Source organism: Variovorax sp. 278MFTsu5.1, assembly GCF_048305045.1.
GTDB lineage: Bacteria > Pseudomonadota > Gammaproteobacteria > Burkholderiales > Burkholderiaceae_C > Variovorax > Variovorax guangxiensis.
The window spans coordinates 5,746,763-5,772,717 of record NZ_CP157622.1 but is presented as its reverse complement, the minus strand read 5'-3'; the positions used below and the strand labels follow the sequence as shown (position 1 = coordinate 5,772,717).

Below are 25,955 nucleotides of genomic sequence, written 5' to 3'. Positions count from 1 at the left end.
GAAATAATCAATTCAAGGAATTTGGAGCCCCCGGAGACTAGGGATTTACCCGTACAGGAGACAGCGCATGGACCATCAGAACCTGATCGCGATCGACATCCACACCCACGCAGAAGTCAGCTGCTGGAACCCGTTCGACAACTACGGCGAGGAATACGACCGCGCGGCCGACAAGTACTTCGGCTCCAGCGGCCGGCCCACCATTGCGGAGAGCGTGGCGTACTACCGCGAGAGGAAGATCGGCCTGGTGATGTTCATGGTCGACGCCGAATCGAACATGGGCCGCCGCCGCATCCCCAACGAGGAGATCGCCGAGGCCGCGAAGAACAACAGCGACATCATGATCGCCTTCGGCAGCGTCGATCCGCACAAGGGAAAGATGGGCGCGCGCGAGGCGCGCCGGCTCATCGAGGAGCACGGCGTGAAGGGCTTCAAGTTCCATCCCACGGTGCAGGGCTACCACCCCTACGACCGCATGGCCTGGCCCATCTACGAGGTCATCGCCGAATACGGCCTGCCGGCCATCTTCCACACCGGCCACAGCGGCATCGGTTCGGGCATGCGCTGCGGCGGCGGCCTGCGGCTGGAGTACAGCAACCCGATGCACCTGGACGACGTGGCCATCGACTTCCCCGACATGCAGATCGTCATGGCGCACCCCAGCTTCCCCTGGCAGGACGAGGCGCTGAGCGTGGCCACGCACAAGCCCAACGTGTGGATCGACCTGTCGGGCTGGAGCCCCAAGTACTTTCCGAAGCAGCTCGTTCAGTACGCCAACACGCTCCTGAAGGACCGCGTGCTCTTCGGCAGCGACTACCCGCTGATCACGCCGGACCGCTGGATGCGCGACTTCGAGAACGCGGGCTTCAAGCCCGAGGTGATGCCCGGCATCCTCAAGGGCAACGCGATGCGGCTGCTGCGGCTCGATGCCGCGCCGGCCGCTCCCGCGCCGTCAGCCGGCTGAAGCCGTCTTGCGCGAACGGCCGGCCGGCGCGGCCGTGTCGTTCCAGTGCTGTTCCCACAGGGCGTCGCCACGTTCGAGCGCTGCGCCCAGCTCCTTCTTGCGCCGCTGCACGACGGCGGTAACCAGCGCGTTGCACAGCGACAGCGCCGCCGTGTACGAATCGAAGGGCGACGCGCTCGACGTGCGCACCAGCATCACATGGTCGGCCGCTGAGGCCGCAGCGACCGACGGGCCGTCTGTGATGACGATGACCTTCGCCCCCTTCTCCCTGAAGTACCTGACCGCGCGCGCGGTGGCGAGCCCGTGGCGCCTGAAGGTGAGGGCCAGCAGCACGTCGTTCTCGCCGATCCACAGCAGCTGGTCTTCCAGGAGCAACGGGCCGCCGCCGTTCATCGGGCGAACGTCGGGCAGGCACATGTTCAGGTGCAGCGAGAGGTGGCCGGCCAGCGCGGCGGCATGCCTCTGGCCGGTCACGTGCACGCGCGTCCTGCGCTGCGTGAGCAGCCGCACCGCGCCCTCGAAGGCCGCGACGTCGAGCGCCGCGAAGGTCGAGGCCAGGTTGTGCTGGTCGTGCAGCAGCGCGTTGTCCAGGCAGCTGCGCACCGAGGCGTCGTCGGCGATGACGGCGTCCGCACGCGTGGCCGGCGACGACAGCCGCGCGGTCACCTCCGAGCGCGCCTCGATCTGTGCGTCGGCGTAGCTGGGATAGCCCAGCTTGGCCAGCAGCCGCACCACGGTCGAGGCGCTGGTGCCCACCTTCTTTGCAAGGCTCGTTGCAGATTCGAGGAGGCCCTGCGGGTAGCGCGTCTGCAGTTCGTCGATCAGGCGCTGCTCGCTCCGGGTGAGCTTCCTGCCGTAGCCCGCGATGCGTTGGTTCAGGTTCATGGTCGGGGGCATTCTGCACGCGCAGCGCTGTTACACCCGATTTTGCAATGGTCATTGCAAAAATGAAATCATCTTGCAACAATGCGCGCACTTTCTATTGCACGACAGGACGCCCCATGGAATCCCTCTTCACCGCCGCGGCACTGCGCCGCCGCGAGCTCCTCGCCGCCGGCCTCGCATCGGTGCTGCCTCTGGCGGCGCACGCGCAGGCCTGGCCCTCGCGGCCGGTCACGCTGGTGGTGCCGTTCCCGGCGGGCGGTTCGGTGGACCTGATCGCGCGGCTGTACGCCGATCCGCTGGCGAAGGCGCTGGGTACGCCGGTGGTCATCGACAACCGCGCCGGTGCAGGCGGCTCCATCGCCAGCGCGCAGGTGGCGCGCGCCAAGCCCGACGGCTACACGCTGGTCGCTTCGTCGCAGAGCTCGCACCTGGCCAATCCGCTGACCCAGCCCAACCCGGGCTACGACCCGATCAAGGACTTCGCCTCGATCAGCCAGCTCGCGCGCTCGATCAACGTGCTGCTGGTCAATCCGGCGGTGCCCGCGAAGAACTTCAAGGAATTCATCGCGCTGGTGAAGTCGCGCCCCGGCGAGCTCAACTTCTGCAGCGCCGGCCCGGGCAGCATGGGGCAGCTCAACGTGGAGCTGATGAAGTCGCAGCTGCAGCTTAACGCCACGCACGTGCCGTATCGCGGCGGCGGCCCCCTGGTCACCGCGCTGATCTCGAACGAAGTGCAGTTCGGCCTCGACAACCTCGCGCCCTTCCTGCCGCTGATCCAGTCGGGCAAGCTGCGCGCACTCGCCGTGGCCGCGCCCACGCGCGTGGCGGCGCTACCCGACATCCCGACCTTCGCGGAGCTGGGCTATCCGGTGCTCAACACCACTTCGTGGATCGGCCTGGCCGCGCCCGCGAAGACGCCACCCGAGATCGTCGAGGCGCTGCACAAGGCCGTGCGCTCGGTGGCCGACCAGCCCTCGATGGTCGAGGCGCTGCAGTCGCGCGGCTCGCTGCCGCCCGAGGCTCAGTCGCCCGCGCAGTTCACCGCCATGATGTCGGAGCGGCTCGCGGTCTACGGCGACCTGGTCAAGCGCGCCGGTATCCGCGGCGAGTGAGCGCCGCATGACAGAGCCATCTTTCGCGCCCGACACGGCGCCGCTGGAAGTGCTGCCGCGCGACATCTCAGCCTACCGGCAGGGAAACACAGGCATCGACTACGTGCACCGCTTCGAGTCGGGACGGCCGGGGCCGCACGTGCTGGTCAACGCGCTGACCCACGGCAACGAGATCTGCGGCATGGTCGCCGCCACGCACCTGCTGGACACCGGCGTGCGGCCGAAGACCGGCACGCTCACCGTGAGCTTCGCGAACGTGGAGGCCTACAACGCCTTCGACATCACGCTGCCTTACGAGAACCGCCAGCTGGTGCACAACCTCAACCGCATCTGGTCGAAGGCCATGCTCGATGGCAGCGAGGACAGCCCCGAACTGCGCCGCGCGCGCGAGCTGCGGCCGGTGCTGGACGCGGCCGACTACGTGCTCGACATCCATTCGACCCGCGCACCGGTGCAGCCCTTCTGGGTATACCCGGAGTTCGAGCGCAACGCCGGGCTGGCGCTGGCCATCGGCGATCCGCTGGTGCACCTGGTGATGCCGGTGGGTGGCGCCCCGGGCACGGGCGTGACGGCCTACGGCCGCCATGGCGAGGAGGGCGTCGACGGCGGCGCGGTGGTCGTGGAATGCGGCCAGCATTTCAGCCGGGCGGCGGCCGAACTGGCGACCGACGTGACGCTGCGCTTCCTCGCGCACCTGGGGCTGGTCGAGCCGCCGCCGGGCGCCGAACGGAAGGCGCCCGCGCGCCGCTTCCGCCTGCTCGAAGTGCACATGGTGAAGACCGAGAGCTTCGCCTTCGCTCGACCGGTGCTGGGCTTCGAAGTCTTCCGCAAGGGCGAGCTGATCGCGACCGACGCGGGCCAGGAGATCCGCTCGCCCTGCGACGACTGCACGATCTTCATGCCCACGCGCGCGCCGCTGGTGGGCCGCGAGGGCGTGTACCTGACGGTGCCGATCTAGCTGCGCCTGCGCTCAGGGCGCGGACTGCGATTCCGGCTCGGCTTCCGATGCCGGCACTTCCTCGTCGTCGAGCTTGCCCCAGTCGCGCCCCAGCCGCCGCTGGCGCTCCTCGCGCTCGCGCGCCATCTGCTCCTCGAACTGCTGGCGGCCGGCCTTGTTGGCGGCGATCAGCTTGGCGCGGTCCTTGTAGTGCGGATAGATCTCGTTGCTGAGCTCGATGTTGCGGCGACGGAAGCGCATCGCCGATTCGCGCGCTTCGTGCGCCGGCCAGCCCAGCGCCTCCAGCGTCGAGCGCGCGCTGCGCAGCGAGGACTCGAACACCTCGCGCTCTACCTCCGTCACGCCGCGGTCGCGCAGCTGGAACAGGTGCGTCACGTTGCGGGCCCGCGCGATGATGCGCGCCTGCGGGAAGTTCTCCTTCACGAGGTCGACGATTTCGAGCGACTGCTCGATATCGTCCACCGCCACCACGATCACCTTGGCCGTGCCCGCGCCCGCGGTGCGCAGCAGGTCGAGCCGTGTCGCGTCGCCGTAGAACACGCGGAAGCCAAACTGCCGCAGGCCTTCGACGGTGTCGGCGTCGTGGTCGAGCACCGTCACGCGCAGGCCCTGCGACATCAGCATGCGCCCGACGATCTGGCCGTAGCGGCCGAAGCCGCAGATCAGCACCTTGGCGTCCTGCTGCTCCGAAATTTCCTCTAGCTTGGTGCCGCCGTTGCGGCTGTAGCGCGGCAGCACGAACCGGTCGAGCAGCACCAGCAGAAGCGGCGACAGCAGCATCGACAGCGCCACCGCGCCGATCAGCAGCGAGGTGACCTCGGGCGGCAGCACGTCGGGGCCCGCCGCCTGGAACACCACGAAGGCGAATTCGCCGCCCTGCGCGAGCAGCAGCGTGAACACCGGCCGCTCCTGGTAGGCGATGCCCATGGCCTTGGCGAGCGCGTAGATCACCACCAGCTTGACGACCATGAAGCCGACCACCAGCATCGCCATGATCCACGGGCTCGCGATCAGCACGCCGAAGTTGATCGACATGCCCACCGCGATGAAGAAGAGGCCCAGCAGCAGGCCCTTGAAGGGCTCGATGTCGGTCTCGAGTTCGCGCCGGTATTCGCTCTCGGCCAGCAGCACGCCGGCGAGGAAGGCGCCCAGCGCCATCGACAGGCCCACCAGCTGCATCAGCGCCGCGATGGCCACCACCAGCAGCAGGGCGGCGGCGGTGAAGATCTCGGGCGTGTCGCTGCGCGCGATCCAGCGCAGGATGGGCCGCAGCAGCAGCCGGCCGCCGAGGATGATGCCGCCGATAACGCCGATGATCTTCGCTGCCTCCAGCGCGCGCTCCAGCCCGGTCATCGACTGCTCTGCCGCGGTGGCGCCGGCCAGCAGCGGCAACAGCGCGAGGATCGGAATGGCCGCCACGTCCTGGAACAGCAGGATCGAGAAGCCGGCCTGCCCGCTGGGCGTCTTCAGCAGGTTGCGCTCGCCGAACACCTGCAGCGCGATGGCGGTGGAAGAGAGCGCCAGGCCCAGCGCCGCCACCAGCGCCAAGCGCCAGCTGGCGCCCACGGCGCAGCCGACCGCGAACAGCACGGCGGCGCAGCTCAGCACCTGCGCCGTGCCCCAGCCGAAGATGGGCCGGCGCAGGTTCCACAGGCGCTTGGGTTCGAGCTCCAGGCCCACCAGGAAGAGCATCAGCACCACGCCGAACTCGGCGAAGTGCAGCACGTCCTCGACACTGGAGACCAGCCCCAGCCCCCAGGGGCCGATGGCGATGCCGGCCACGAGGTAGCCGATGATCGAGCCCAGTCCGAGGGCCTTCGACAGCGGCACCACCAGCACGGCGGCGCTCAGGTAGATCAGGCTGTTGGTCAGCCAGGCGGGTGCGTGTTCCATTCAGGCCGCCTTCCCGTTTCCGCCAGTGGAGGCTGTGGTGGTGGCCAGCCCATGGGTCATCGCCGCGCGGAATGCGTCGGAGACCACCTTGCCGACCTCGTCGTTGTCGGCAGGCCGGTCGCTCTCGGGCACGGGGCAGGCGATGCAGGCGTCGATCTCCTCGATCTCCGGCCAGTCGGGATAGCTGCCCAGCCGTTGGGCGAAGGTGTCGACGTGGGCCTTCACCGCCGCCTCGCCGGCGCTGCGCGCGCCGTAGAAGATCATCGGCGGCAAAAAGCGCATGCCGCACAGCGCGGCGGTCTGCTCGTAGGGCGGCAGGAAGGCGTCGAAGAAATAGCGGTGGTAGTTCTGCGGGTGGTAGCTGGCCTCGGGGCTGCCGGTGGTTGCGACCAGCCAGAGGTCCTTGCCCTGCAGGGCGGTGCCGCCGGGGCCGTAGGCCCAGCCGTAGGCGAGCACGTCGTCGAGCCAGAGCTTCTGCAGCGCGGGCATCGAGTACCACTGGATCGGATGCACCAGCACCACCAGGCTGGCCCTGGCGAGCCGGGCCTGCTCGGCCTCGACGTCGATGGCGAAATCGGGGTAGCTGCCGTAGAGGTCGTTGACGTCGACCCCCGGCACGCCGCGCGCGGCTGCGAGCATGCGGCGGTTGACGCGCGAGTCGCGCCAGTGGGGGTGCGCGGCCAGCACATAGATGCCGCCGGAGCCGGTTTCAGCGCCCTCGGCGGGAGTTCCCGTCGGTGTTGTTGTCGTCATCCCGCGAACATATCTCAAGAGCACGCTGCAAGGCGTTTCGCCGGGCAAAAACGCTCAGCGACTACCATTTGCGCTGTTGCCGTTCTGGAGGAGTGCTTTTATGCCGGTGGTTCTGGTCGCCAATCCCAAGGGGGGCGTGGGCAAGTCGACGATCGCGACGAACGTCGCGGGCTACTTCGCAAGCCGCGGCCATGCCGTGATGCTGGGCGACGTGGACCGCCAGCAGTCCTCACGCCTGTGGCTGGGCCTGCGCCCGCCGATGGCCCGGCCGATCTCCACCTGGGAAGCCACCGGCGAAAGCACCGTGGTGCGCCCGCCGCGCGGCACCACGCACGCGGTGCTCGACACCCCTGCCGGCCTGCACGGCTGGCGCTTCAAGGAAGTGCTGGCGCTGGCCGACCGGGTGATCGTGCCGCTGCAGCCCAGCATCTTCGACATCTACGCCACGCGCGATTTCCTTGACCGGCTGCTGGAGAACCGCCGCGCCGAGAAGACGAAGATCGGCCTCGTCGGCATGCGGGTGAACGCCCGCACGCTGGCGGCCGACCGGCTCCACGAGTTCATCGCGGGGCTTGGCGTGCCGGTGATCGGCGAGCTGCGCGACACGCAGAACTACGTGCAGCTGGCCGCGCGCGGGCTCACGCTGTTCGACATCGCACCCGGGCGCGTGCAGCGCGACCTGGAGCAGTGGCAGCCGATCTGCGAATGGCTCGACGCCTGAACGGCGTGCTGCCTGCTCCCGGTTTACCCTGATCCCGGTTGTCGCGAGGCCGACAGCCGCGCGGCGACCCCAGACGCCAGAATGCCCCGCATGACCAAGAAGACATTCCAGACCCTTCAGGATCTCGCCGCCTGCGTCGGCCAGGAGGTCGCCGTGAGCGACTGGATCGCCATCACGCAGGAGCAGGTCAACCAGTTCGCCGAGGCGACGGGCGACCACCAGTGGATCCACGTCGACATCGAGCGGGCCAAGGCCGGCCCCTTCGGCGGGCCGATCGCGCATGGTTTTCTCACGCTGTCGCTGCTGCCGCGCTTCTACGAGACGGCGCTGGACGTGGTCGAGTCGCGCATGGGCGTGAACTACGGCCTGAACAAGGTGCGCTTCATGTCGCCGGTGCCGGTGGGCAAGCGCCTGCGGGCGCGCATGAAGCTGCTGACGGCGGAGCCCATCGCCGACGATGGTTTCCAGATGACCTGGGAAACCACCATCGAGCTCGAGGGTGCCGCCAAGCCGGCCTGCGTGGCCGAGTCGGTGGTGCGCCGCTACCGCTGAAGGCGCGGCGGTCTTCTTTTCTCTTTCTTTCTAGATCCGGCGGTCGGTCACTTCGCCATAGGTGGCTGCGCCCTGGCGGGTGATGCTGCGGGCGCTGGCGCGCACTGCGTCACGGTCGGTATTGCCGTTCCTGGCCTGCGTCACGCCGGTGCCGCCGTTGCCGATCTGCAGCGGCTGGCGCGCATCGGCCTGCACTTGCGCGCGCGACAGCGTCGACTGGAACGGCGCGGGCGGCAGCGGGTTCTGCTCTCCCTGGAAGGCTTGCGCGCCGCTGGCGAAAACGAGCGTGGCGAAGGCGGCGAGGGCAATCGGCTTGGCGTTCATGGCTGGACTCCTTGGAGCAAGGTGGTGGATGGAGCAAATGCCGGCCGGCTGATGGCCGGCATGTCTTCCTTACGGCGCACCTCGCCGGTCGGATGTGTCCGCCCCTGTTGCCCGTAGGGGCGGCCGATGGTTCAGCCGAAGCCGTTTTGCCGCCAGGCTTCGAACACCGTCACCGCCACCGCGTTCGAGAGATTCAGGCTGCGCTGGCCCTCGCGCATCGGCAGCCGCAGGCGCTGGGCCTCGGGGAAGCCGTCGCGCAGCGCGGACGGCAGGCCGCTGGTTTCCGAGCCGAACACCAGCCAGTCGCCGGGCTGGAAGCGTATGTCGTGCACCGGACGCGAGCCGCGCGTGGTGAGCGCGAACATGCGATCGGTGGCCGGCTGCTCGGCCGAGAGCAGGGCCTGCCAGTCGGCGTGGCGCCTGACTTCGGCGTACTCGTGATAGTCGAGACCGGCGCGGCGCAGCAGGCGGTCGTCCATCGAGAAACCCAGCGGCTCCACGAGGTGAAGCTTGCAGCCGGTGTTGGCTGCGAGCCGGATCACGTTGCCGGTGTTCGGCGGGATTTCGGGGTGGACCAGGACGATATTGAACATGCGGCGATTGTCGGCGGGGCGGCACGAGGCTCAGCGCGGCGGATCGGTCCGGGCGAGCACGATGGCGGTGACGTGGGCCGCGCCGGCCTGCCGCAGCACCTCTGCGGCGGTGAAGATCGATGCGCCGCTGGTCATCACGTCGTCCACCAGCACGACGCGCCGGCCGCGCAGCTTGTGGGCGCGCAGCGGTTCGACGGCGAAGGCGCCGCGCAGGTTGCGCAGCCGCTCGGCGCGCGACAGGCCGCTCTGCGCCGGCGTTTCGCGCGTGCGAAGGAGCAGGGTGGCGTCGGTCTTCGTTGGCGCCAGTCGGCGTGCCAGTTCGTGCGCCTGGTTGAAGCCGCGTTCGCGCAATCGGCCGCGCGCAAGCGGCATCGGCAGCACGATGTCGCCGGCTTCCAGCGCGGGCTCCACCCAGGGCGCGCTGCGCAGGAGCGTGGCGAAGGGACCGGCCCAGCCGGCCTCGCCACGGAACTTGAAGGCGGCGATGGCGTCCGGCCAGGGCCAGGCGTAGGTGCAGGCTGCGAGGCAGGCATCCAGCGGCGGCGGGTTCTTCACGCACTCGCCGCAGCGGCTAACGCCATCGGGCACGGGCAGGGCGCAGCCCCCGCAGCGCGCGGCTGGCGGTGCGAAGCGGGCCACGCAGGCGTCGCACACGGGGCGCGAGGGCCAGGCGCGGCAGACCGTGCACTGGCTGGGCAGCCGCGCCAGCAGCGAGCCGAACGACGCGAAAGGGGAAAGAGGAGCGAAAGGCCACATGGCCCGGAGGCTGGACATCGCCTCAATATACTCACGGCCCCATGGCCACCGACCCCACAAGACGACCGCCGACCATCGATGCCACGGCGGCCGCCCGCTGGCGCCGGCTCGCGCCCGCCGATGGCGCCTCTCCCTGGCTGCACGAGGAAATCGGCCGCCGAATGGAAGACCGGCTGCAATGGATCAAGGCCCAGCCCCGCCACTGGGCCGACTGGGCGCCGCTGCGCAGCGGCCTCGAGGCCCATGAACTTGTCGCACGCCGCTACAAGGACGCGGCCTCCTACGTGATCGAGCCCGAGCCCGCGCTCGCCGCCGCCACCGGCCAGGCGCTCGCCGCGCCGTGGTGGAGCGCGCGGCGCTGGCAGGCCGGCAAGGCGCGCTTCGAGGCGCCGCCCGAAGACGGTGTCGACCTGCTCTGGGCCAACATGTCGCTGCACATGGCGGCCGACCCCGAGGCGCTGATCTCGCACTGGCACAGGCTGGTGGCGACCGACGGCTTCCTCATGTTCTCCTGCCTCGGCCCTGACACCGTGCGCGAGCTGCGCGCGCTGCATGCCCGCCTCGGCTGGCCGGCCGCGGGCCACGAGTACACCGACATGCACGACTGGGGCGACATGCTGGTGCATGCCGGCTTCGCCGAGCCGGTGATGGACATGGAGCGCATCGTGCTGACCTGGGCCACGCCCGAGGCGGCGCTGGCCGAGCTGCGCACGCTGGGCCGCAACCTGCATCCGGCGCGCTTTCCGGCGCTGCGGGGCAAGGGCTGGCTCCAGTCGTTGAAGAAGGCGCTGCCCGAACTTGCGCCGGCCGAGGGCGGCGACGGGCGCATCGCGCTGACCTTCGAGGTCGTCTACGGCCACGCGTTCAAGCCGGTGCCGCGCGTGTCGCTCGCGGCCGAGAGCGCGGTGTCGTTGCGCGAGATGCGATCGATGCTCCAGCGCGGGCGTCCGGGCGCCTGAGCGATCGCGGCGGGCGCGTGTGGAAAACGCGTGCCGGAAACGCTAGTCGTACAGGGCGTTTCTTGCCTACTAGTAGTGACCCGTAGGCGTCCCACAGGGCACTCGGGCGCAGGTATCTACCCGCTACAATCCGCCGTTGCGTGAAACTCGCGGGTATTGTCCCGCGATCGAGGGGTGTCGGATCCTGTTCGTACGAGAGGGTTTGGCGACCGTCGACGCACCGATTTGCTGAACTCGCCCGTGTCGAATTCCGTGTTTCGATTTGCCACCGTTTCAGGCCAGAGCATCCACTGGTTCCTGAAGCGCAACTGCTCGGTGACGCCGAGCCAGCTGGGCTGGCTCTACGCTTCGCTGTGCGTGGTATCTCTCGGCATCGGCACCCTGTTCTGGCTGCACGGTGCGCCCATGGTGCTGCCTTTTGCCTGGCTCGAACTGGCCGCTGTCGGGTTTGCGTTCATGGTCTACGCACGGCATGCGACAGACGGCGAGAAGATCGCATTGCAGGAGGGACGGCTCGTCGTGGAGCTCGAAAACGGCGGGCACTACGAGCGCACGGAATTTCTTCCGCACCAGGTGCGGATCGAACCCCAGACCGGCGATCGCTCGCTGATCGAGGTCTCGGGGCAGGGTCGATCGGTCAGGGTGGGGCGCTATGTACGCCCGGAGTTGCGTGCGGCCTTGGCCCGCGAGATTCGAATGGCGTTGCGTGGCGCCTGAGGGGGCTCGCGCAGTGCTGCACGGTTGGGTTTGTCGAAAAATTGAAGAAACGTGAACACGATGAAGAGCATTTGGCGCAATAAGTACAGGCCGGCGAATCTGTTGCTGGCGGCCGGCGCGGCTTTCAGCAGCGCGGCGCACGCAGTCAACGATCTGCCCGGCGGCCCTTCGGTGCGCCAGTTGAATCTTCCGGTCGGCGTGACCAAGATCGCGCAGGAGCAGCATCTGCTCCACACGATCATGATGATCCTGTGCACGGTCATCTTCGTCGGCGTGTTCGCGGTGATGTTCTATTCCATCTGGAAGCACCGCAAGTCGGTGGGCCACAAGGCCGCCAACTTCCATGAATCGGTGGTGGTCGAGGTCATCTGGACCATCGTGCCCTTCCTCATCGTCATCATCATGGCGCTGCCCGCCACCAAGGTGCTGGTGGCCCAGAAGGACACCACCAACGCCGACCTCACGATCAAGACCACTGGCTACCAGTGGAAGTGGGGCTACGACTACCTGAACGGCGAAGGCGAGGGCCTGGCCTTCATCTCCACGCTCGACAGCTCGCAGCGCGCCATGTCCGACGCGGGCGCCAGGGGCCAGATGCCCGACGACTACCTGCTCAAGGTCGACAACCCGCTGGTCGTGCCGGTCAACAAGAAGGTCCGCATCATCACCACCGCGAACGACGTGATCCACGCCTTCGCCGTGCCGCAACTGGGCCTCAAGCAGGACGCCATCCCCGGCTTCGTGCGCGACACCTGGTTCCGCGCCGAGACCGTGGGCGATTACTACGGCCAGTGCCAGGAACTGTGCGGCAAGGAACACGCCTACATGCCGATCCACGTGAAGGTGGTCTCGGCCGCCGACTACACGACCTGGGTGGCCGCCAAGCGCAAGGAAGCTGCCGCCAAGCTCGACGACCCGACCAAGGTCTGGACCTTGCCCGACATGCTCGCGCGCGGCGAGAAGGTCTATGCCGCCAACTGCGCGGCCTGCCACCAGGCCAACGGCAAGGGCGCCGGCCCGATCAAGCCGCTGGACGGCTCGGCCAAGGTGACCGACGCCGACCACAAGGTCCAGCTGACGGTGCTGCTGAACGGCCAGAACAACGGTGCAATGCCCTCCTGGAAGCAACTGAGCGATACCGACCTCGCGGCCGTGGCCACGTACACCAAGAACAGCTGGTCGAACAAGACGGGCCAGCTGGTGCAGCCGGCCGAAGTGCTGGCCCTGCGCGCCAAGTGATGCGCGAGCGCCCCGCGACGAAGAAATTGCAAGGAACAACGAAATGAGCGCAGTTCTCGACCCCCACGGTCACGCAGCAGGCCACGGCGACCACGCACACGACGAGCATCACGACCACCACGCGCCCACCGGCTGGCGCCGCTGGGTGTTCGCCACCAACCACAAGGACATCGGCACGCTGTACCTGCTGTTCAGCTTCACGATGCTGATGGTGGGCGGCGTGCTCGCGCTGCTGATCCGCGCCGAGCTGTTCCAGCCCGGGCTGCAGCTGGTGAACCCGGAGCTCTTCAACCAGTTCACCACCATGCACGGCCTGATCATGGTGTTCGGCGCGATCATGCCGGCCTTCGTGGGCTTCGCGAACTGGATGATCCCGCTGCAGGTGGGTGCCTCCGACATGGCGTTCGCGCGCATGAACAATTTCAGCTTCTGGCTGCTGATCCCGGCGGCGCTGATGCTGGTGGGCTCCTTCTTCATGCCCGGCGGCGCGCCCGCCGCGGGCTGGACGCTGTACGCGCCGCTCACGCTGCAGATGGGCCCCTCGATGGACGCCGGCATCTTCGCGATGCACATCATGGGCGCCTCGTCGATCATGGGCTCGATCAACATCATCGTGACCATCCTCAACATGCGCGCCCCCGGCATGACGCTGATGAAGATGCCGATGTTCTGCTGGACCTGGCTCATCACCGCCTACCTGCTGATCGCCGTGATGCCCGTGCTCGCGGGCGCCATCACGATGACGCTGACCGACCGCCACTTCGGCACCAGCTTCTTCAACCCCGCCGGCGGCGGCGACCCGGTGATGTACCAGCACATCTTCTGGTTCTTCGGCCACCCCGAGGTCTACATCATGATCCTGCCGGCCTTCGGCATCATCAGCCAGGTGGTGCCGGCCTTCGCCCGCAAGAAGCTCTTCGGCTACGCCTCGATGGTGTACGCCACCTCGTCGATCGCCATCCTGTCGTTCATCGTGTGGGCTCACCACATGTTCACGACTGGCATGCCGCTGACCGGCCAGCTGTTCTTCATGTACGCGACCATGCTGATCGCGGTGCCCACGGCCGTGAAGATCTTCAACTGGATCGCGACCATGTGGCAGGGCTCGATGACCTTCGAGACGCCCATGCTGTTCGCGGTCGGCTTCATCTTCGTGTTCACCATGGGCGGCTTCACCGGCCTGATCCTGGCCGTCGCGCCCATCGACACCCAGCTGCAGGACACCTACTACGTGGTGGCCCACTTCCACTACGTGCTGGTGGCCGGCTCGCTGTTCGCCATGTTCTCGGGCTTCTACTACTGGGCTCCGAAGTGGACCGGCGTGATGTACAACGAGACGCGCGGCAAGGTGCACTTCTGGTGGTCGCTGATCTCCTTCAACGTGACCTTCTTCCCGATGCACTTCCTGGGCCTGGCCGGCATGCCGCGACGCTACGCCGACTACCCGATGCAGTTCGCCGACTTCAACGCCGTCGCGTCTGTCGGTGCCTTCTTCTTCGGTTTTGCCCAGTTGTATTTCTTCCTGTTCATCGTGCTGCCCACGATGCGCGGCAAGGGCGAGAAGGCTGCCCAGAAGCCGTGGGAAGCTGCCGAGGGCCTCGAGTGGGAAGTGCCGTCGCCGGCACCGTTCCACACCTTCGAGAACCCGCCCAAGCTCGACGCGACCGCCACCAAGGTGATCGGTTGAACGCACTGTCAGCCTACGCAGCACGATGACGCCCGAGCAGAAAAGGAACAACCGCCGCATGGGGCTCACGCTGGCCTCCATCGCCGTGGTGTTCTTCATCGGCTTCATCGTCCGCATGGTCTGGTTCAGCGGCCGCTGACCGGGCATTCGAGCAGACAACGAACGGGAGCACACGCGCATGAGCCTCGGTCCTCGCATCCGCCGCGCCAACGTCCGCATGGTCGGCAAGCTGGCCGTCGTGGCCTGCGGCATGTTCGCCTTCGGATATGCGCTGGTGCCGATGTACCGCGCGATCTGCGAGATGACCGGCATCAACATCCTCGCGCTGTCCGAGCTCGAGGTGCCCGGCGGTGCGAGCGGCGGCAAGAACGTGCGCGTGCCCGACAACACGCAGGTCGACAAGAGCCGCACCATCACGGTCGAGTTCGATTCCAACGTGCGCGGCGGCCTGTGGGACTTCAAGCCCGCGGAGCGGACCATCCAGGTGCACCCGGGCGAGCTCAACACGGTGATGTATGAGTTCCAGAACGTGCAGAACCGCCGCATGGCCGCGCAGGCCATCCCGAGCTACGCGCCGCAGCAGGCCGCGCCGTACTTCAACAAGCTCGAGTGCTTCTGCTTCAACCAGTACACGCTCGATCCGGGCGAGAAGAAGCAGTGGCCGGTCGCGTTCGTGATCGACCCGAAGATTTCCAAGGACGTGAAGACCATCACGCTGTCGTACACCTTCTTCGAGGTGGGCGGCAAGACGCCCGCGGCCCCGGTGGCCGCAGTTTCCGGCACCGCGAATGAGCCGCGCTCGTGACCGATCCGTCGAACCGGCCGAAGGCTTCGCTGTGGGACACGGTGAAGGCGGTGGGCTGGTCGTTCTTCGGGGTGCGCAAGAACAGCGCCTACCAGGAAGACCTGCGCAAGCTCAACCCGCTGCACATCATCGCGGTGGCGTTCGTGGCGGTGGTGGTCTTCGTGGTCGTCCTCGTGCTGCTGGTGCGCCATGTGGTCGCGTCGGCCGGGGCCTGACGGAAAAGAAGCCTTCCACGGCAAGCAGAATCCATTGAACCGAGAAGAGAAGAAAGAGAGCCAGGAGCTGATATGAGTTCAACCACCCACGGCACCACGCCCTACTATTTCGTGCCGGGCCCCTCGGCCTATCCGGTCTCGGCCGCGATCGGTTTGTTCTTCGTGATCCTTGGCGCCGCGCAATGGATCAATGGCCACCAGTGGGGCGCATGGTCCCTGCTGGCCGGCATGGTGATCTGGCTCGGCACGCTCTTCGTCTGGTTCCGCGCCGCCATCGGCGAGAGCGAGAGCGGCCAGTACGGCCACAAGATCGACCTCTCGTTCCGCTGGAGCATGAGCTGGTTCATCTTCTCGGAAGTGATGTTCTTCGGCGCGTTCTTCACCGCGCTGTGGTGGGCACGCACTCACGCGCTGCCGTCGCTCGGCAGCCTGGACAACGCGCTGCTGTGGCCCGACTTCAAGGCCGTGTGGCCCAGCGTCGCCGCCGGCGCCACCGCCTCGCCGGCAGGCATCGTCGAGCCCTTCCAGACCGTCGGCCCGTTCTGGCTGCCCACGATCAATACCGCGCTGCTGCTGAGCTCGGGCGTGACGCTCACCATCGCCCACCACGCGCTGCGCGCCGGCCATCGCGCGCAGACGATCCGCTTCATGTGGCTCACCGTGCTGCTGGGCGTGATCTTCCTGGGCGTGCAGGGTTATGAATACCACCACCTGTACACCGAACTGAACCTCAAGCTCAGCTCCGGCACCTACGGCTCGACCTTCTTCATGCTGACCGGCTTCCACGGCCTGCACGTGTTCATCGGCATGCTGATGCTGCTGTTCATCACGCTGCGACTGCGCAAGGGCCACTTCACGCCCGAGCGTCACTTCGGTTTCGAGGGCGCGGCCTGGTACTGGCACTTCGTGGACGTGGTCTGGCTCGGCCTCTATCTGCTGGTCTATTGGCTTTGAGCGAAGAACCTCGCGGCATGACAAGAAAAAGGCGCCGTAAGGCGCCTTTTTCTTGGTTCTCCTGGCATGAGCATCATCTACTTGCCGAGCGGGAGCCCGGTTGGCTGGATGTATCCGAACTTCCAGGCGAGCAGCATGCAGAGGAACAAAAACACCGACAGGCCGATCCGAACGGTGAGCGCGCGCGCCATGCCGCCGCTCTTGGCGCGCCCGTTGCGCCCGTCCTTCAGCATGAAGTACAGGGCAAACGCGAGGCTCGCGAAGATGCCCACGAACACCAGGGCGACGAAGTATTTCATGACCCGCATTATCGGCCGCACGCCCCGCCCCCTCCAGTGACTCCCGTATCCCTGTATCCCGACGAACCTCGCCTGCGCCGGGGCCGCTTCTGGGTGATGACCATTGCCGCCGCCCTGACCGTGTCGGCCACCATTTCGCTGGGCCGCTGGCAGCTCTCGCGCGCCGCCCAGAAGGAAGCGCTTCAGGCCAGCATCGATGCCGAGAAGCTGAAGCCGCCGCTGACGCAGGCAGAGTTCCTCGCCCTCGGCAAGGCCTCCGACGCGATGCATCGCGCAGTGCGCCTGCGCGGCCTCTGGCTCACGCCGCAGACCGTGTATCTCGACAACCGCCAGATGTACGGCACGCCCGGCTTCTACGTGCTGACGCCCTTCGCCCTCGAGGGCACCGAGCAGACGGTGATGGTGCAGCGTGGCTGGATCCAGCGCAATTTCGTCGACCGAACGAAGCTGGGCGCGGTCGAGACGCCGGCCGGCATCGTCGAAGTCACCGGCCTGATCGAGCCGCCGCCGAGCCACCTGCTGGAACTGGGCTCCGCCGCGCCGGCGCCCGTGCCCGCAGCCTCCGCGCCTGCCGCGGCGGCCTCGGCCCCGGCGTCCACCACCGCTGCGGCACCGGTCGCCGAAGGGTATTCGCCCATCCGGCAGAATCTCGACCTTGAGGCCTTCCGTGCCGAAACCAGACTGCCCCTGCGCACCGACGTGTCGCTGCAGCAGGGCGGCCCGGCTTCCGAGGGCCTGCAGCGCGACTGGCCGGCGCCGGCACTGGGCCTCGAGAGGCACTACGGTTACGCATTCCAGTGGTTCGGCCTGTCGGCCCTCGTCGTCATCCTCTATGTCTGGTTCCAATTCATCACGCCCATCCGCCGCTCAAGGCGCCGCGCACGCGATGGCCGCTTCTGACGAGCCGCTGGGCCTGACGGTGCATTCGATGCCGTCGCCCAACCAGGCGCTCGACGGCGCGGAGGGCCGGCGCACGGCCATGGGACGCTGGAAGATGATCGCGGTGATGCTGATGTGCGCATCGCCCGTCATCGCCTCGTATTTCACGTACTACGTGATCCGGCCCGAGGGGCGTAGCGTCTACGGCGAGCTGATCGACCCGCAGCGCGAGCTGCCGAAGATCGTCGCCACCGACCGAGGCGGCGCACCCGTCGACCTTGCCACGCTCAAGGGCCAGTGGCTGCTGGTGACGGTGGCCGATGCCGCATGCGACACGCTGTGCGAGCAGCAGCTCTATCTGGCGCGGCAGCTGCGCGAGAGCCTGGGCCGCGAGAAAGATCGCATGGACCGCGTCTGGCTGGTGAGCGACGCCGCTCCCGTGCCCGAGCGCCTGAACAACGGCCTGCACGGCGCGACCGTGCTGCGCGTGCCGGCCGACCAGCTCGCGAAATGGCTAGCGCCCGCGCAAGGCCACTCGCTGGCCGAACACCTTTATGTGGTCGATCCCATGGGCAACTGGATGATGCGCTTTCCCGCCCGCATGGACGTCGCCGGCGCGAGCCGCGCCAAGCGCGACCTCGACCGCCTGCTGCGCGCCTCGGCGTCGTGGGACGAACCCGGCCGCTGACGGCACGACGGACGCCGCATGGACACCACGAGCTCGCTCTACGACCTGACGCCCATCGCCTGGCTCATGGCGGTCGGCGTGCTGATCGCGCTCGGGCCGCTGGTGTGGGTGTGGCGCCGCAATGCAGGCAGTGGACCAGCGCGGCGGCTGCATGCGCTGACGGTGCTCACGCTCTTCCTCACCTTCGACTTGACGCTGTTCGGCGCCTTCACGCGGCTCACCGATTCGGGCCTGGGCTGCCCCGACTGGCCGGGTTGCTACGGCAACGCCAGTCCGCACGGCGCACGCCACGAGATCGCGATGGCGCAGTCGGCGCAGCCGACCGGCCCGGTCACGCACAGCAAGGCGTGGGTCGAGATGGTCCACCGCTACCTGGCCACTGGGGTGGGGGTGCTGATCCTCACGCTCGCCGCGGCCACCTGGATCGTGCGCCGCCGGCAGCGCCTCGCACCGCCTTCCTCGACGGACGGAAGCGGGCACCACGCCACGCTGAGCGCCTGGTGGCCGGCCTTCACGCTGGTCTGGGTGTGCCTGCAGGGAGCCTTCGGCGCGCTCACGGTGACGTGGAAGCTGTTTCCCGCGATCGTCACGCTGCACCTGCTCGGCGCCGTGGTGCTGCTGGCGCTGCTGTGCATCCAGGCCGTGCACTACCGGCAGGCGGCCGCCGACCGGCTGCCCACTCCCGTGTCGCCCGCGCTGCGCAACGGCCTCATCGCGACCACCGTGCTGCTCGTGCTGCAGATCGCGCTGGGCGGCTGGGTCAGCACCAACTACGCGGTGCTGGCCTGCACGCAGTTCCCGACCTGCCAGGACAGCTGGTGGCCGACCATGAATTTCGCGCAGGGCTTCGAGATCTGGCGCCACCTGGGCGTGACCGGTGACGGCCAGCCGCTCGATTTTTCCGCCCTCACCGCCATCCACTACGCGCACCGGCTGATGGCCTACGCGGTGTTCGTCGCGCTCGGCGTGCTGGCCTGGCGCATGCGCCGCATCGGCGCGCTGCGCCCGCAGGCGCGGTGGCTCGCGGGCCTCGCGCTGCTGCAGCTGGCCACCGGCCTGGGCAACGTGCTGCTCGGCTGGCCGCTGGCCGCTGCGGTACTCCATACCGGCGGCGCCGCGGCGCTCGCCGTGGTGCTCACCTGGGCGCTGTGCGAGAGCCGGCGCGCTCCGGCGGCGCAGATCGCCCATGCCAGTGAAAATACGGCCGGTCGCAACAACAACAGTCAAAGGAAGGCCGCCGCGTGAGCACCCCGATTTCCGTTCAGCAAACCGCCAGCGCCAACGTGCTGCGCCAGTACTACGCGCTGACCAAGCCGCGCGTGGTGCAGCTGATCGTGTTCTGCGCGCTGATCGGCATGGTGCTGGCCGTTCCGGGGCTGCCTTCGTGGGCCGAGGTGAAGCGCGCGGTGGTCGCCTGCATCGGCATCTGGCTGGTGGCCGGCGCGGCCGCGGCCTTCAACTGCCTGGTCGAGAAGGGCATCGACGCGAAGATGAAGCGCACGGCCTGGCGCCCGACGGCGCGCGGCGAGCTCAGCGACCGGCAGGCGCTGGTGTTCTCGGCGCTTCTGTGCGCGGCGGGTTCGGCGCTGCTGTGGTTCATGGTCAACCCGCTGACCATGTGGCTGACCTTCGCCACCTTCGTTGGCTATGCGGTGATCTACACCGTGATCCTCAAGCCGCTCACGCCGCAGAACATCGTGATCGGCGGCGCCTCGGGTGCTATGCCGCCTGTGCTGGGCTGGGCCGCGATGACGGGCAGCCTCGATCCGGGCGCTTGGATTCTCTTTCTCATCATCTTCCTGTGGACGCCGCCGCACTTCTGGGCGCTGGCGCTCTACCGCGTGGAGGACTACCGCAAGGCCGGCCTTCCGATGCTGCCCGTGACGCACGGCAACGAGTTCACGCGGCTGCAGGTGCTGCTCTACACCTTCATCCTTTTCGCGGCCTGCCTGATGCCGTTCATCCACGGCATGAGCGGCTGGCTGTACCTGGCGGTGGCGATCGCGGTGAGCATCGGCTTCACCGGCTATGCCTTCGCGCTGTGGCGCAACTACTCCGACGCGCTGGCGCGCAAGACCTTCCGCTTCTCGCTGATCCACCTGAGCGTGCTGTTCCTGGCGCTGCTGGTGGATCACTACATCCAGTGAGCATCAAGTTTCAATGAACAAGCGCAACGCTCTTCGACTGATGGCTGCCGGCGCCGGCTGGGTGGGCGTCAGCGCCGCGCTCGGCCTGGGTCTCTCGGCGTGCAGCGAGACCAGGCAGAGCTTCAATGCCGTCGACATCACCGGCGCCGACTACGCCAAGGACTTCTCGCTGAAGGACGCCGACGGCAAGGTCCGCACGCTCGCCGACTTCAAGGGCAAGGTGGTCGTGCTGTTCTTCGGCTACGCGCAGTGCCCGGACGTCTGCCCGACCACCATGACCGAGATGGCCCAGGTCAAGCAGCAGCTCGGCAAGGACGGCGACAAGCTGCAGGTGCTGTTCATCACGGTCGACCCGGCTCGCGACACCGCGGAGGTGCTCAAGGCCTACATGGGCGCGTTCGACCCGAGCTTCGTCGCGCTGATTCCCACGGCCGACCAGCTGGCTGCGGTCGCGAAGGACTACAAGGTCTACTACAAGAAGGTCGACGGCAAGACGCCGACCAGCTACTCGATGGACCACTCGGCCGCCAGCTACGTCTATGACACGCAGGGCCGGCTGCGGCTCTATGCGCGCTACGGCGCGGGCGTGGCGCCGATGGTGTCCGACCTGAAAACCCTGCTGGCTTCCTGAAAGGGGCCGCCACCCGATGTCCGCCATCGATCCCCTCGGGCACCTGAAGGGGCGCAAGGGCGCGTTCCGCATCGCGCTGATCCCGCCCGAGGTGCTCGATGCCCTCAACGACGGGTTGATCGAAACCGTCAATCTCAACGAATTCCTCGCACTGGAACTGCCCCGGCTGGCGCGCAGCGTGGCGGGGCACATCGGGCTGGACGCGCAGAGCGAGCGGCTGGCCGACACGATCGCGATGCTGGGCGCCTTCAAGCCGATGCAGCGGCACGGGCACATCGCGCGTGCGCTCTACGACCTGGCCGCGCTGCACGACGAGCGCGATGCCGTCGCGCACCGGCTGGCCACGCACGCCAGCGACGTGGCCCGTTGCTGGGCTGCGCAGTGGGTCACGCTCTCGGGCCTGCCGCTGGCGGCGCAACTGGAGTCGGTGCGCCGCTTCGCCGCCGACCCGCATTTCGGCGTGCGCGAGATCGCGTGGATGGCGGTGCGCGACGCTGTGAATGCATCGCTCGACGAGGCGCTCGTGCTGCTGCAGCCCTGGGTGCGCGACGCCGACCCCAACATCCGTCGCTTCGCCAGCGAACTCACGCGGCCGCGCGGCGTGTGGTGCGCGCAGATCGAGGTGCTCAAGGCCGAGCCCTGGCGCGCGCTGCCGCTGATCGAACCGCTGCGCGCCGACACCAGCCGCTATGTGCAGAACTCGGTGGCGAACTGGCTCAACGACGCGAGCAAGAGCCAGCCCGAGTGGGTCGACAAGCTCTGCGCGCGTTGGCTGGCGGAGTCGGATGCAGCCGAGACCCGCTACATCGCGAAGCGGGCGCTGCGAACGCTGTCCAGACAATGAAAAAAGCCCGGCACTGCCGGGCTTTGTCTTTGTGGAAGGGGGAAGGTACTTACGCGTAGTCCGCGAGGGCCTTCTTCATCTTCTTCATTGCCGCCACTTCGATCTGGCGGATGCGCTCGGCGCTCACGCCGTACACGGCAGCCAGATCGTGCAGCGTCATGCCACCCGAACCGTCGTCGTTGACCTTGAGCCAGCGCTCTTCGACGATGCGGCGGCTGCGGTCGTCCAGCGCTTCGAGCGCAGTCGCGATGCCGTCGCTCGAGAGGCGGTCGCGCTGCTGCGATTCGAGCAGGGCAGTCGGTTCCTGCGAGGCGTCGGCCAGGTAGGCGATCGGGCCGAAGGCTTCGTCGCCGTCGTCCGTCGGGCCCGGATCAAGCATCACGTCGCCGCCGGAGAGGCGGGTTTCCATCTCGAGCACTTCCTCGGGCTTCACGTTCAGGCGGGTAGCCATCTGCGAAACCTCGTCGGAGCTCAGCGTTTCGCGATGCGTGCCGTTGTCGGCAGCGGCAGAGTCGGCCTTGAAGCCCTGCTTCATCGAACGCAGGTTGAAGAACAGCTTGCGCTGGGCCTTGGTCGTCGCGACCTTGACCATGCGCCAGTTCTTCAGGATGTACTCGTGAATCTCGGCCTTGATCCAGTGCATGGCGTAGCTCACGAGCCGCACGCCCTGGTCGGGGTCGAAGCGCTTCACGGCCTTCATGAGACCGACGTTGCCTTCCTGGATCAGGTCGCCGTGCGGCAGCCCGTAGCCCAGGTACTGGCGGGAAATGGAGACCACGAGGCGCAGGTGCGACAGCACGAGCGCGCCGGCGGCTTCGAGATCGTTGTGGTCGCGCAGCTTGCGTGCGTAGCCTTGCTCTTCTTCGAGCGTGAGCATGGGCAGGCGGTTGGCGGCCGAAATATAGGCGTCCAGGTTGCCCAGCGGGGGAACCATCGACCACGGGTTGGCGACGGCCAGCTGGTTGGCAGAGACTCCAGACAGCGTTGTCATCAGGGGGAACTCCTTTGTGTTGGCCATATTAGCACTCGGTTAGAGGGAGTGCTAATCCAAGGGTTCCCTTGAATTTCTATCGCCGGAATAGCCTATGGCTACCAGCGGATGCCCAATCTTAGGAAGAGCTTGGACAAGACGAAAAGGGGACCGACCCAGAGATATTGGATGTCTTCGAAGAACGAGGGCTTCTTGCCTTCGATCTTGTGGCCCACGAACTGGAAGACCCAGGCCACTACAAAGATAGCGGCGGAAACCGGCAATACAAGTCCCCCCATCGCATGCACCAGCACCAGGGCCAGGGCGGTCAGCACGAGCATGGCCACCAGGAAAGCGGGGGACCGCAGCAGGACGTAGTAGACGAGGCTGGCCGCCACGAAGGCGTAGGCCACCCAGGGGTGGATCGCGAACAGCAGTCCCACAATGCTCAGCATGATGGCCGGGATGGCCGCGAAGTGGATCAGCTCGTTTGTCGGATTGCGGTGGCTCTCCTCGTAGTGGGCGAGCAGCCGGTCGACCTTGCGATCACTCGACTCGAGGGGGGCGGCAGCGGTGTGCGTCATGGAAAGTCTCCGTGGGCGCCGTGCGATGCGGCGAGACTTTCGATGGTGCCCACAGAGAAGCCCGATGGCAAGGGCGGCCGCCATGTGAAAATGCTATCAAATAAGTAGCATAAGGTACTACAGCCACGGTTGTTGCCGTGACTTTCTACACTGTCACAAGAAGGTTACATCGCTAAGATCGGCATGTGCCTCCCTTCGACTCTCCACCCGCATCCCAGTCGCCGGCCGCGGAGACCGGTACGGCCACCCGCACGCCCCGGGCGATCCTCGTCGTGGACGATCACGATCTGCTGCGCCTGGGTGTCTGCGCCCTGGTGCAGGCCCAGGCCGGTCCCTCCGACGCGCGCATCGAGGTCTTCGAGGCCAGCAACGTCGCCGATGCGCTCAGGCTCTACGAAGCCCACCGGGCTTCCATCGGCCTTGTGCTGCTCGACCTGGCTCTGCCCGACACCCACGGCCTGAGCGGCCTGGCCGAGTTCCGGATGCGCTTTCCCGAGGCGCGGATCGTCGTGCTCTCGGGCACCGGCAACAGCACCCTGGCGCAAGGCGTGCTCGCGCTGGGCGCCGCCGCCTTCCTGCCGAAGTCGGCCGATCTCAAGGAGGTCGTGAGCTTCATCCGCGCCTGCGGCCTGCTCGACGGCGGCCCCGACGCCACGCAACAGCAGCAGCAACCGGCGGCCCCGGCCATGCCCGGCAAGGCACTCAGCGGATATGCCGAGTTCGCCCACGCCAGCGCCTGGCAGGAACTCACGCCCCGGCAGATGCAGGTGCTGCAGTGGGTGCTCGAAGGCAAGGCCAACAAGGAAATCGCCCAGCTCGCGAACCTGAGCGAAGGCACGGTGAAGAACCATGTCTCGACCATCCTGCTGCTCTTCGGCATGCGCTCGCGTGCCCAGCTGATCAGCACCCTGCATTGAGCGTGCAGCCCGCCGCGCCGAACGCCCCGACCGCCGACCACGCGCTCGGCCAGCGGGTGCTGCGCGAGCACGTCGCCTCTGTCTACAGCACTTACGGCATCTCGACGCTCACGCACATGGCCTTCGTGGTCGTGTTCGGCAGCATCATCTATTCGCAGCTGAAGGACCCGAGCCTGCTGTTCTGGCTCGCCGGCCTGTTGATGGCCGACATCTACGTCTTCTTCACGCCGCGCTGGACCCCCTCGCGTCCGGTGCGCGAGAGCGCCTACTGGGCACGCAAGATCTCGCGGGTGGTCACGCTGGTGAGCATGGTCACGGCGGTGGTGCCCTGGCTCATCGTGCCGCACAACAACCTGCCGATGACCTCGCTGCTGATGGCGGTGATCGTCGGCAGCTGCGCGCGGGCGGCGCAGTCGCTGTGGCCGCTGAAGCCGGCGCTCTTCGGCTACACCATGCCGATGTCGCTGGGCATGATCACCGCGCTGGCCTGGCAGGGAGACGGGCTGCACCTGTTCCTGGCGGCGGCCGGCGCGGCCTACCTGCTGCTCACGCTGTACGCGGGCATCGGCCAGCATAAGCTGCTGACCGAATCGCTGATGCTGCGATTCGAGAACGAGGCGCTGGCCGCCCGGCTCGGCGAGCAGATCGCCGCCACCGAGCGCGCGAGCGAAGAGAAGACCCGCTTCCTCGGCACCGCCAGCCACGACCTGCGTCAGCCGCTGCACGCCATCGCGCTGTTCGGCGCCGCGCTGGAGAACGAACTGCGCGACCGCCCCGAAGGCCGCAACGCCGAGCGCTTGATGCGCGCCGTGAACGCGCTGGGCGCCTCGCTCGACACCATGCTCGATGTGTCACGCCTGGACGCCGGCGTGATCACGCCCGCGCCGCAGCCGGTGCAGCTCGACGCGCTGTTCCTGCCGCTGAACCACACCTTCGCGGCGCGCGCCGAACAGAAGGAGCTTCAGCTGCGCGTGCGCGCCAGCGGCCTGTGGGTGCACAGCGACCCGCAGCTGCTGCACCGCATGCTGTCGAACCTGATGGACAACGCGCTCAAGTACACGACGCGCGGCGGCGTGACCGTCACCGCTCGCGAGCGCGGCGAGGCGGTATGGATCGAGGTGCGCGACACTGGCATCGGCATCCCGCCCGAGCAGTCGGGGCGGATCTTCGAAGAGTTCTATCAGATCAACAATCCGGGCCGCGACCGCTCGCGGGGGCTGGGCATCGGGCTGTCGATCGTGCAGCGGCTGTCGCGGCTGCTGGGCCACCCGGTGCAGATGCATTCGCGGCCGGGGCGCGGCACGCATTTCCGCGTGGTGGTGCCCGTCGCGAGTGCGCCCGAGCGGGCGCAGGCCGGGCTGGCGCCCGCTTCCATGAACGAGGTCGCCTCCGCCGGGGAGCGCAAGGTGTCGACGCTGGCGTTGCCCGGCCGCGTGCTGCTGCTCGACGACGAACTGGAAATCCGCGAGGCCATGACCGGCCTGCTGCGCTCCCACGCCATCGACGCCTACGCCGTGTCGGACGAAGCCGGCGCCGCGGCAGCCTTGCGCCAGGCGACGCGCGAGGGCAGACCCTTCGATCTGCTGCTGTGCGACTACCGTCTGGCCGATGGCGCGGACGGGCTCGATGCGGGCTTGCGGCTGAGCCAGGCCGATGGCGCGGCGACTCCGCTGCTGCTCATCACCGGCGAAACCTCGCCCGACCGGCTGCAGCGCGTGCGCGAGTCGCAAGTGCCGGTGCTTTTCAAGCCGGTGGTGGCCGACCTGCTGCTGCAGGCCATGGCCGAGATTGCCGTTGCCAGATAGCACCAGCCGGCTGCAACGGGTCAGCCTGCATTTGAATTCATTTGTATTAGTTTTAACGCCTGATGCGGCGCGTAGACGTTGTGTTCGGCTGCGCCCATGACTTT

Annotated in this window: 30 protein-coding genes; 21 read left to right on the top strand and 9 right to left on the bottom strand. The window is 67.6% G+C overall.

All coding sequences use genetic code 11. The annotated features are described in order from the left end of the window. The first annotated feature begins 67 nt into the window (after positions 1 to 67). On the top strand, positions 68 to 964 hold the full coding sequence (locus tag ABL844_RS26845; RefSeq protein ID WP_184640711.1) for an amidohydrolase family protein: 897 nt from the start codon (positions 68 to 70) through the stop codon (positions 962 to 964). Here ABL844_RS26845 and ABL844_RS26840 read toward each other — a convergent pair. After that, positions 953 to 1,849 (bottom strand): MurR/RpiR family transcriptional regulator, encoded by an 897-nt coding sequence (locus tag ABL844_RS26840; RefSeq protein WP_184640710.1) that lies wholly within the window; start codon positions 1,847 to 1,849, stop codon positions 953 to 955. The genes ABL844_RS26845 and ABL844_RS26840 overlap by 12 nt on opposite strands. Before the next feature lie 116 nt (positions 1,850 to 1,965). Between ABL844_RS26840 and ABL844_RS26835 the strand changes: the two genes are divergently transcribed. Next, entirely contained in the window at positions 1,966 to 2,961 is a 996-nt protein-coding gene (locus ABL844_RS26835) for a Bug family tripartite tricarboxylate transporter substrate binding protein (protein WP_184640709.1), read from the top strand. Positions 2,962 to 2,968: 7 nt separating this feature from the next. After that, positions 2,969 to 3,919 (top strand): succinylglutamate desuccinylase, encoded by a 951-nt coding sequence (locus ABL844_RS26830; RefSeq protein WP_418129591.1) that lies wholly within the window; start codon positions 2,969 to 2,971, stop codon positions 3,917 to 3,919. 12 nt (positions 3,920 to 3,931) lie between these two features. On the opposite strand, the gene kefC is transcribed toward ABL844_RS26830, so the two are convergent. Together kefC and ABL844_RS26820 are read right to left on the bottom strand one after the other, a co-directional pair. Beyond that, positions 3,932 to 5,812, bottom strand: coding sequence for a glutathione-regulated potassium-efflux system protein KefC (gene kefC, locus ABL844_RS26825; protein ID WP_418129590.1), 1,881 nt, complete (start codon positions 5,810 to 5,812; stop codon positions 3,932 to 3,934). After that, a complete protein-coding gene (locus ABL844_RS26820; protein WP_418129589.1) occupies positions 5,813 to 6,565 on the bottom strand; it encodes an NAD(P)H-dependent oxidoreductase in 753 nt (250 codons plus the stop codon). Between the two features lie 100 nt (positions 6,566 to 6,665). On the opposite strand from ABL844_RS26820, the gene ABL844_RS26815 reads away from it, so the two are divergent. Together ABL844_RS26815 and ABL844_RS26810 are read left to right on the top strand one after the other, a co-directional pair. After that, a complete protein-coding gene (locus ABL844_RS26815) occupies positions 6,666 to 7,286 on the top strand; it encodes a ParA family protein (protein WP_126025567.1) in 621 nt (206 codons plus the stop codon). Positions 7,287 to 7,367: 81 nt separating this feature from the next. Continuing rightward, positions 7,368 to 7,838, top strand: coding sequence for a MaoC family dehydratase (locus ABL844_RS26810; RefSeq protein ID WP_093206665.1), 471 nt, complete (start codon positions 7,368 to 7,370; stop codon positions 7,836 to 7,838). Positions 7,839 to 7,868: 30 nt separating this feature from the next. Here the strand turns inward: ABL844_RS26810 and ABL844_RS26805 are convergent, their stop codons facing one another. The 3 genes from ABL844_RS26805 to ABL844_RS26795 form a co-directional block, all read right to left on the bottom strand. Further along, positions 7,869 to 8,162, bottom strand: coding sequence for a DUF4148 domain-containing protein (locus tag ABL844_RS26805; protein ID WP_418122648.1), 294 nt, complete (start codon positions 8,160 to 8,162; stop codon positions 7,869 to 7,871). A gap of 131 nt (positions 8,163 to 8,293) precedes the next feature. Beyond that, entirely contained in the window at positions 8,294 to 8,755 is a 462-nt protein-coding gene (trmL, locus tag ABL844_RS26800) for a tRNA (uridine(34)/cytosine(34)/5-carboxymethylaminomethyluridine(34)-2'-O)-methyltransferase TrmL (protein WP_184640704.1), read from the bottom strand. 30 nt (positions 8,756 to 8,785) lie between these two features. Beyond that, positions 8,786 to 9,511: a ComF family protein gene (locus ABL844_RS26795; RefSeq protein WP_418131961.1), complete on the bottom strand. Its 726-nt coding sequence runs from the start codon at positions 9,509 to 9,511 to the stop codon at positions 8,786 to 8,788. 41 nt (positions 9,512 to 9,552) lie between these two features. On the opposite strand from ABL844_RS26795, the gene ABL844_RS26790 reads away from it, so the two are divergent. The 8 genes from ABL844_RS26790 to ABL844_RS26755 all read left to right on the top strand — a co-directional run bounded on the left by ABL844_RS26790 (position 9,553) and on the right by ABL844_RS26755 (position 16,087). Then, on the top strand, positions 9,553 to 10,470 hold the full coding sequence (locus ABL844_RS26790; RefSeq protein ID WP_126025563.1) for a class I SAM-dependent methyltransferase: 918 nt from the start codon (positions 9,553 to 9,555) through the stop codon (positions 10,468 to 10,470). A 240-nt stretch (positions 10,471 to 10,710) separates the two neighbouring features. Continuing rightward, positions 10,711 to 11,187 (top strand): DUF2244 domain-containing protein, encoded by a 477-nt coding sequence (locus ABL844_RS26785; protein ID WP_126025562.1) that lies wholly within the window; start codon positions 10,711 to 10,713, stop codon positions 11,185 to 11,187. 60 nt (positions 11,188 to 11,247) lie between these two features. Next, a complete protein-coding gene (coxB, locus tag ABL844_RS26780) occupies positions 11,248 to 12,426 on the top strand; it encodes a cytochrome c oxidase subunit II (RefSeq protein ID WP_126025561.1) in 1,179 nt (392 codons plus the stop codon). Between the two features lie 43 nt (positions 12,427 to 12,469). After that, positions 12,470 to 14,113, top strand: coding sequence for a cytochrome c oxidase subunit I (gene ctaD / locus ABL844_RS26775; RefSeq protein ID WP_418129588.1), 1,644 nt, complete (start codon positions 12,470 to 12,472; stop codon positions 14,111 to 14,113). Positions 14,114 to 14,138: 25 nt separating this feature from the next. Then, positions 14,139 to 14,252: a cytochrome oxidase small assembly protein gene (locus ABL844_RS26770; protein WP_019656111.1), complete on the top strand. Its 114-nt coding sequence runs from the start codon at positions 14,139 to 14,141 to the stop codon at positions 14,250 to 14,252. 39 nt (positions 14,253 to 14,291) lie between these two features. After that, a complete protein-coding gene (locus tag ABL844_RS26765) occupies positions 14,292 to 14,918 on the top strand; it encodes a cytochrome c oxidase assembly protein (RefSeq protein WP_019656110.1) in 627 nt (208 codons plus the stop codon). Beyond that, on the top strand, positions 14,915 to 15,133 hold the full coding sequence (locus ABL844_RS26760) for a DUF2970 domain-containing protein (protein WP_418129587.1): 219 nt from the start codon (positions 14,915 to 14,917) through the stop codon (positions 15,131 to 15,133). Before ABL844_RS26765 ends, ABL844_RS26760 begins: the two co-directional genes overlap by 4 nt. A gap of 72 nt (positions 15,134 to 15,205) precedes the next feature. After that, positions 15,206 to 16,087: a cytochrome c oxidase subunit 3 gene (locus ABL844_RS26755; protein ID WP_126025557.1), complete on the top strand. Its 882-nt coding sequence runs from the start codon at positions 15,206 to 15,208 to the stop codon at positions 16,085 to 16,087. Positions 16,088 to 16,164: 77 nt separating this feature from the next. Here ABL844_RS26755 and ABL844_RS26750 read toward each other — a convergent pair whose 3' ends face one another. After that, positions 16,165 to 16,395, bottom strand: coding sequence for a twin transmembrane helix small protein (locus ABL844_RS26750; protein ID WP_093206674.1), 231 nt, complete (start codon positions 16,393 to 16,395; stop codon positions 16,165 to 16,167). A gap of 27 nt (positions 16,396 to 16,422) precedes the next feature. On the opposite strand from ABL844_RS26750, the gene ABL844_RS26745 reads away from it, so the two are divergent. From ABL844_RS26745 to ABL844_RS26720, 6 genes are read left to right on the top strand one after another with little or no spacing between them, the layout of a single operon-like run. After that, positions 16,423 to 17,286 carry an SURF1 family protein gene (locus tag ABL844_RS26745; protein WP_418129586.1) on the top strand — a complete coding sequence of 288 codons (864 nt, stop codon included), beginning with the start codon at positions 16,423 to 16,425 and terminating at the stop codon, positions 17,284 to 17,286. Then, complete coding sequence (locus ABL844_RS26740; RefSeq protein ID WP_418129585.1) at positions 17,273 to 17,953, top strand: SCO family protein; 681 nt, start codon at positions 17,273 to 17,275, stop codon at positions 17,951 to 17,953. Before ABL844_RS26745 ends, ABL844_RS26740 begins: the two co-directional genes overlap by 14 nt. Positions 17,954 to 17,971: 18 nt before the next feature. Next, positions 17,972 to 19,198 (top strand): COX15/CtaA family protein, encoded by a 1,227-nt coding sequence (locus ABL844_RS26735; protein ID WP_418129584.1) that lies wholly within the window; start codon positions 17,972 to 17,974, stop codon positions 19,196 to 19,198. Beyond that, complete coding sequence (cyoE, locus tag ABL844_RS26730) at positions 19,195 to 20,100, top strand: heme o synthase (protein ID WP_126025553.1); 906 nt, start codon at positions 19,195 to 19,197, stop codon at positions 20,098 to 20,100. Before ABL844_RS26735 ends, cyoE begins: the two co-directional genes overlap by 4 nt. A gap of 13 nt (positions 20,101 to 20,113) precedes the next feature. Next, positions 20,114 to 20,731, top strand: coding sequence for an SCO family protein (locus tag ABL844_RS26725; protein WP_126025552.1), 618 nt, complete (start codon positions 20,114 to 20,116; stop codon positions 20,729 to 20,731). A 16-nt stretch (positions 20,732 to 20,747) separates the two neighbouring features. Next, positions 20,748 to 21,575: a DNA alkylation repair protein gene (locus ABL844_RS26720; protein ID WP_126025551.1), complete on the top strand. Its 828-nt coding sequence runs from the start codon at positions 20,748 to 20,750 to the stop codon at positions 21,573 to 21,575. Between the two features lie 49 nt (positions 21,576 to 21,624). Here the strand turns inward: ABL844_RS26720 and rpoH are convergent, their stop codons facing one another. Both rpoH and ABL844_RS26710 read right to left on the bottom strand, forming a co-directional pair. Next, positions 21,625 to 22,566, bottom strand: a complete 942-nt coding sequence (gene rpoH, locus ABL844_RS26715; protein WP_126025550.1) for an RNA polymerase sigma factor RpoH — start codon at positions 22,564 to 22,566, stop codon at positions 21,625 to 21,627. A 98-nt stretch (positions 22,567 to 22,664) separates the two neighbouring features. Further along, positions 22,665 to 23,129, bottom strand: coding sequence for a DUF962 domain-containing protein (locus ABL844_RS26710; protein ID WP_126025549.1), 465 nt, complete (start codon positions 23,127 to 23,129; stop codon positions 22,665 to 22,667). Positions 23,130 to 23,314: 185 nt separating this feature from the next. On the opposite strand from ABL844_RS26710, the gene ABL844_RS26705 reads away from it, so the two are divergent. Beyond that, entirely contained in the window at positions 23,315 to 24,046 is a 732-nt protein-coding gene (locus ABL844_RS26705) for a response regulator transcription factor (protein WP_126025548.1), read from the top strand. Further along, positions 24,043 to 25,851, top strand: coding sequence for a hybrid sensor histidine kinase/response regulator (locus ABL844_RS26700; protein WP_418129583.1), 1,809 nt, complete (start codon positions 24,043 to 24,045; stop codon positions 25,849 to 25,851). The genes ABL844_RS26705 and ABL844_RS26700 overlap by 4 nt, the downstream gene beginning before the upstream one ends. Positions 25,852 to 25,955: the final 104 nt, after the last annotated feature.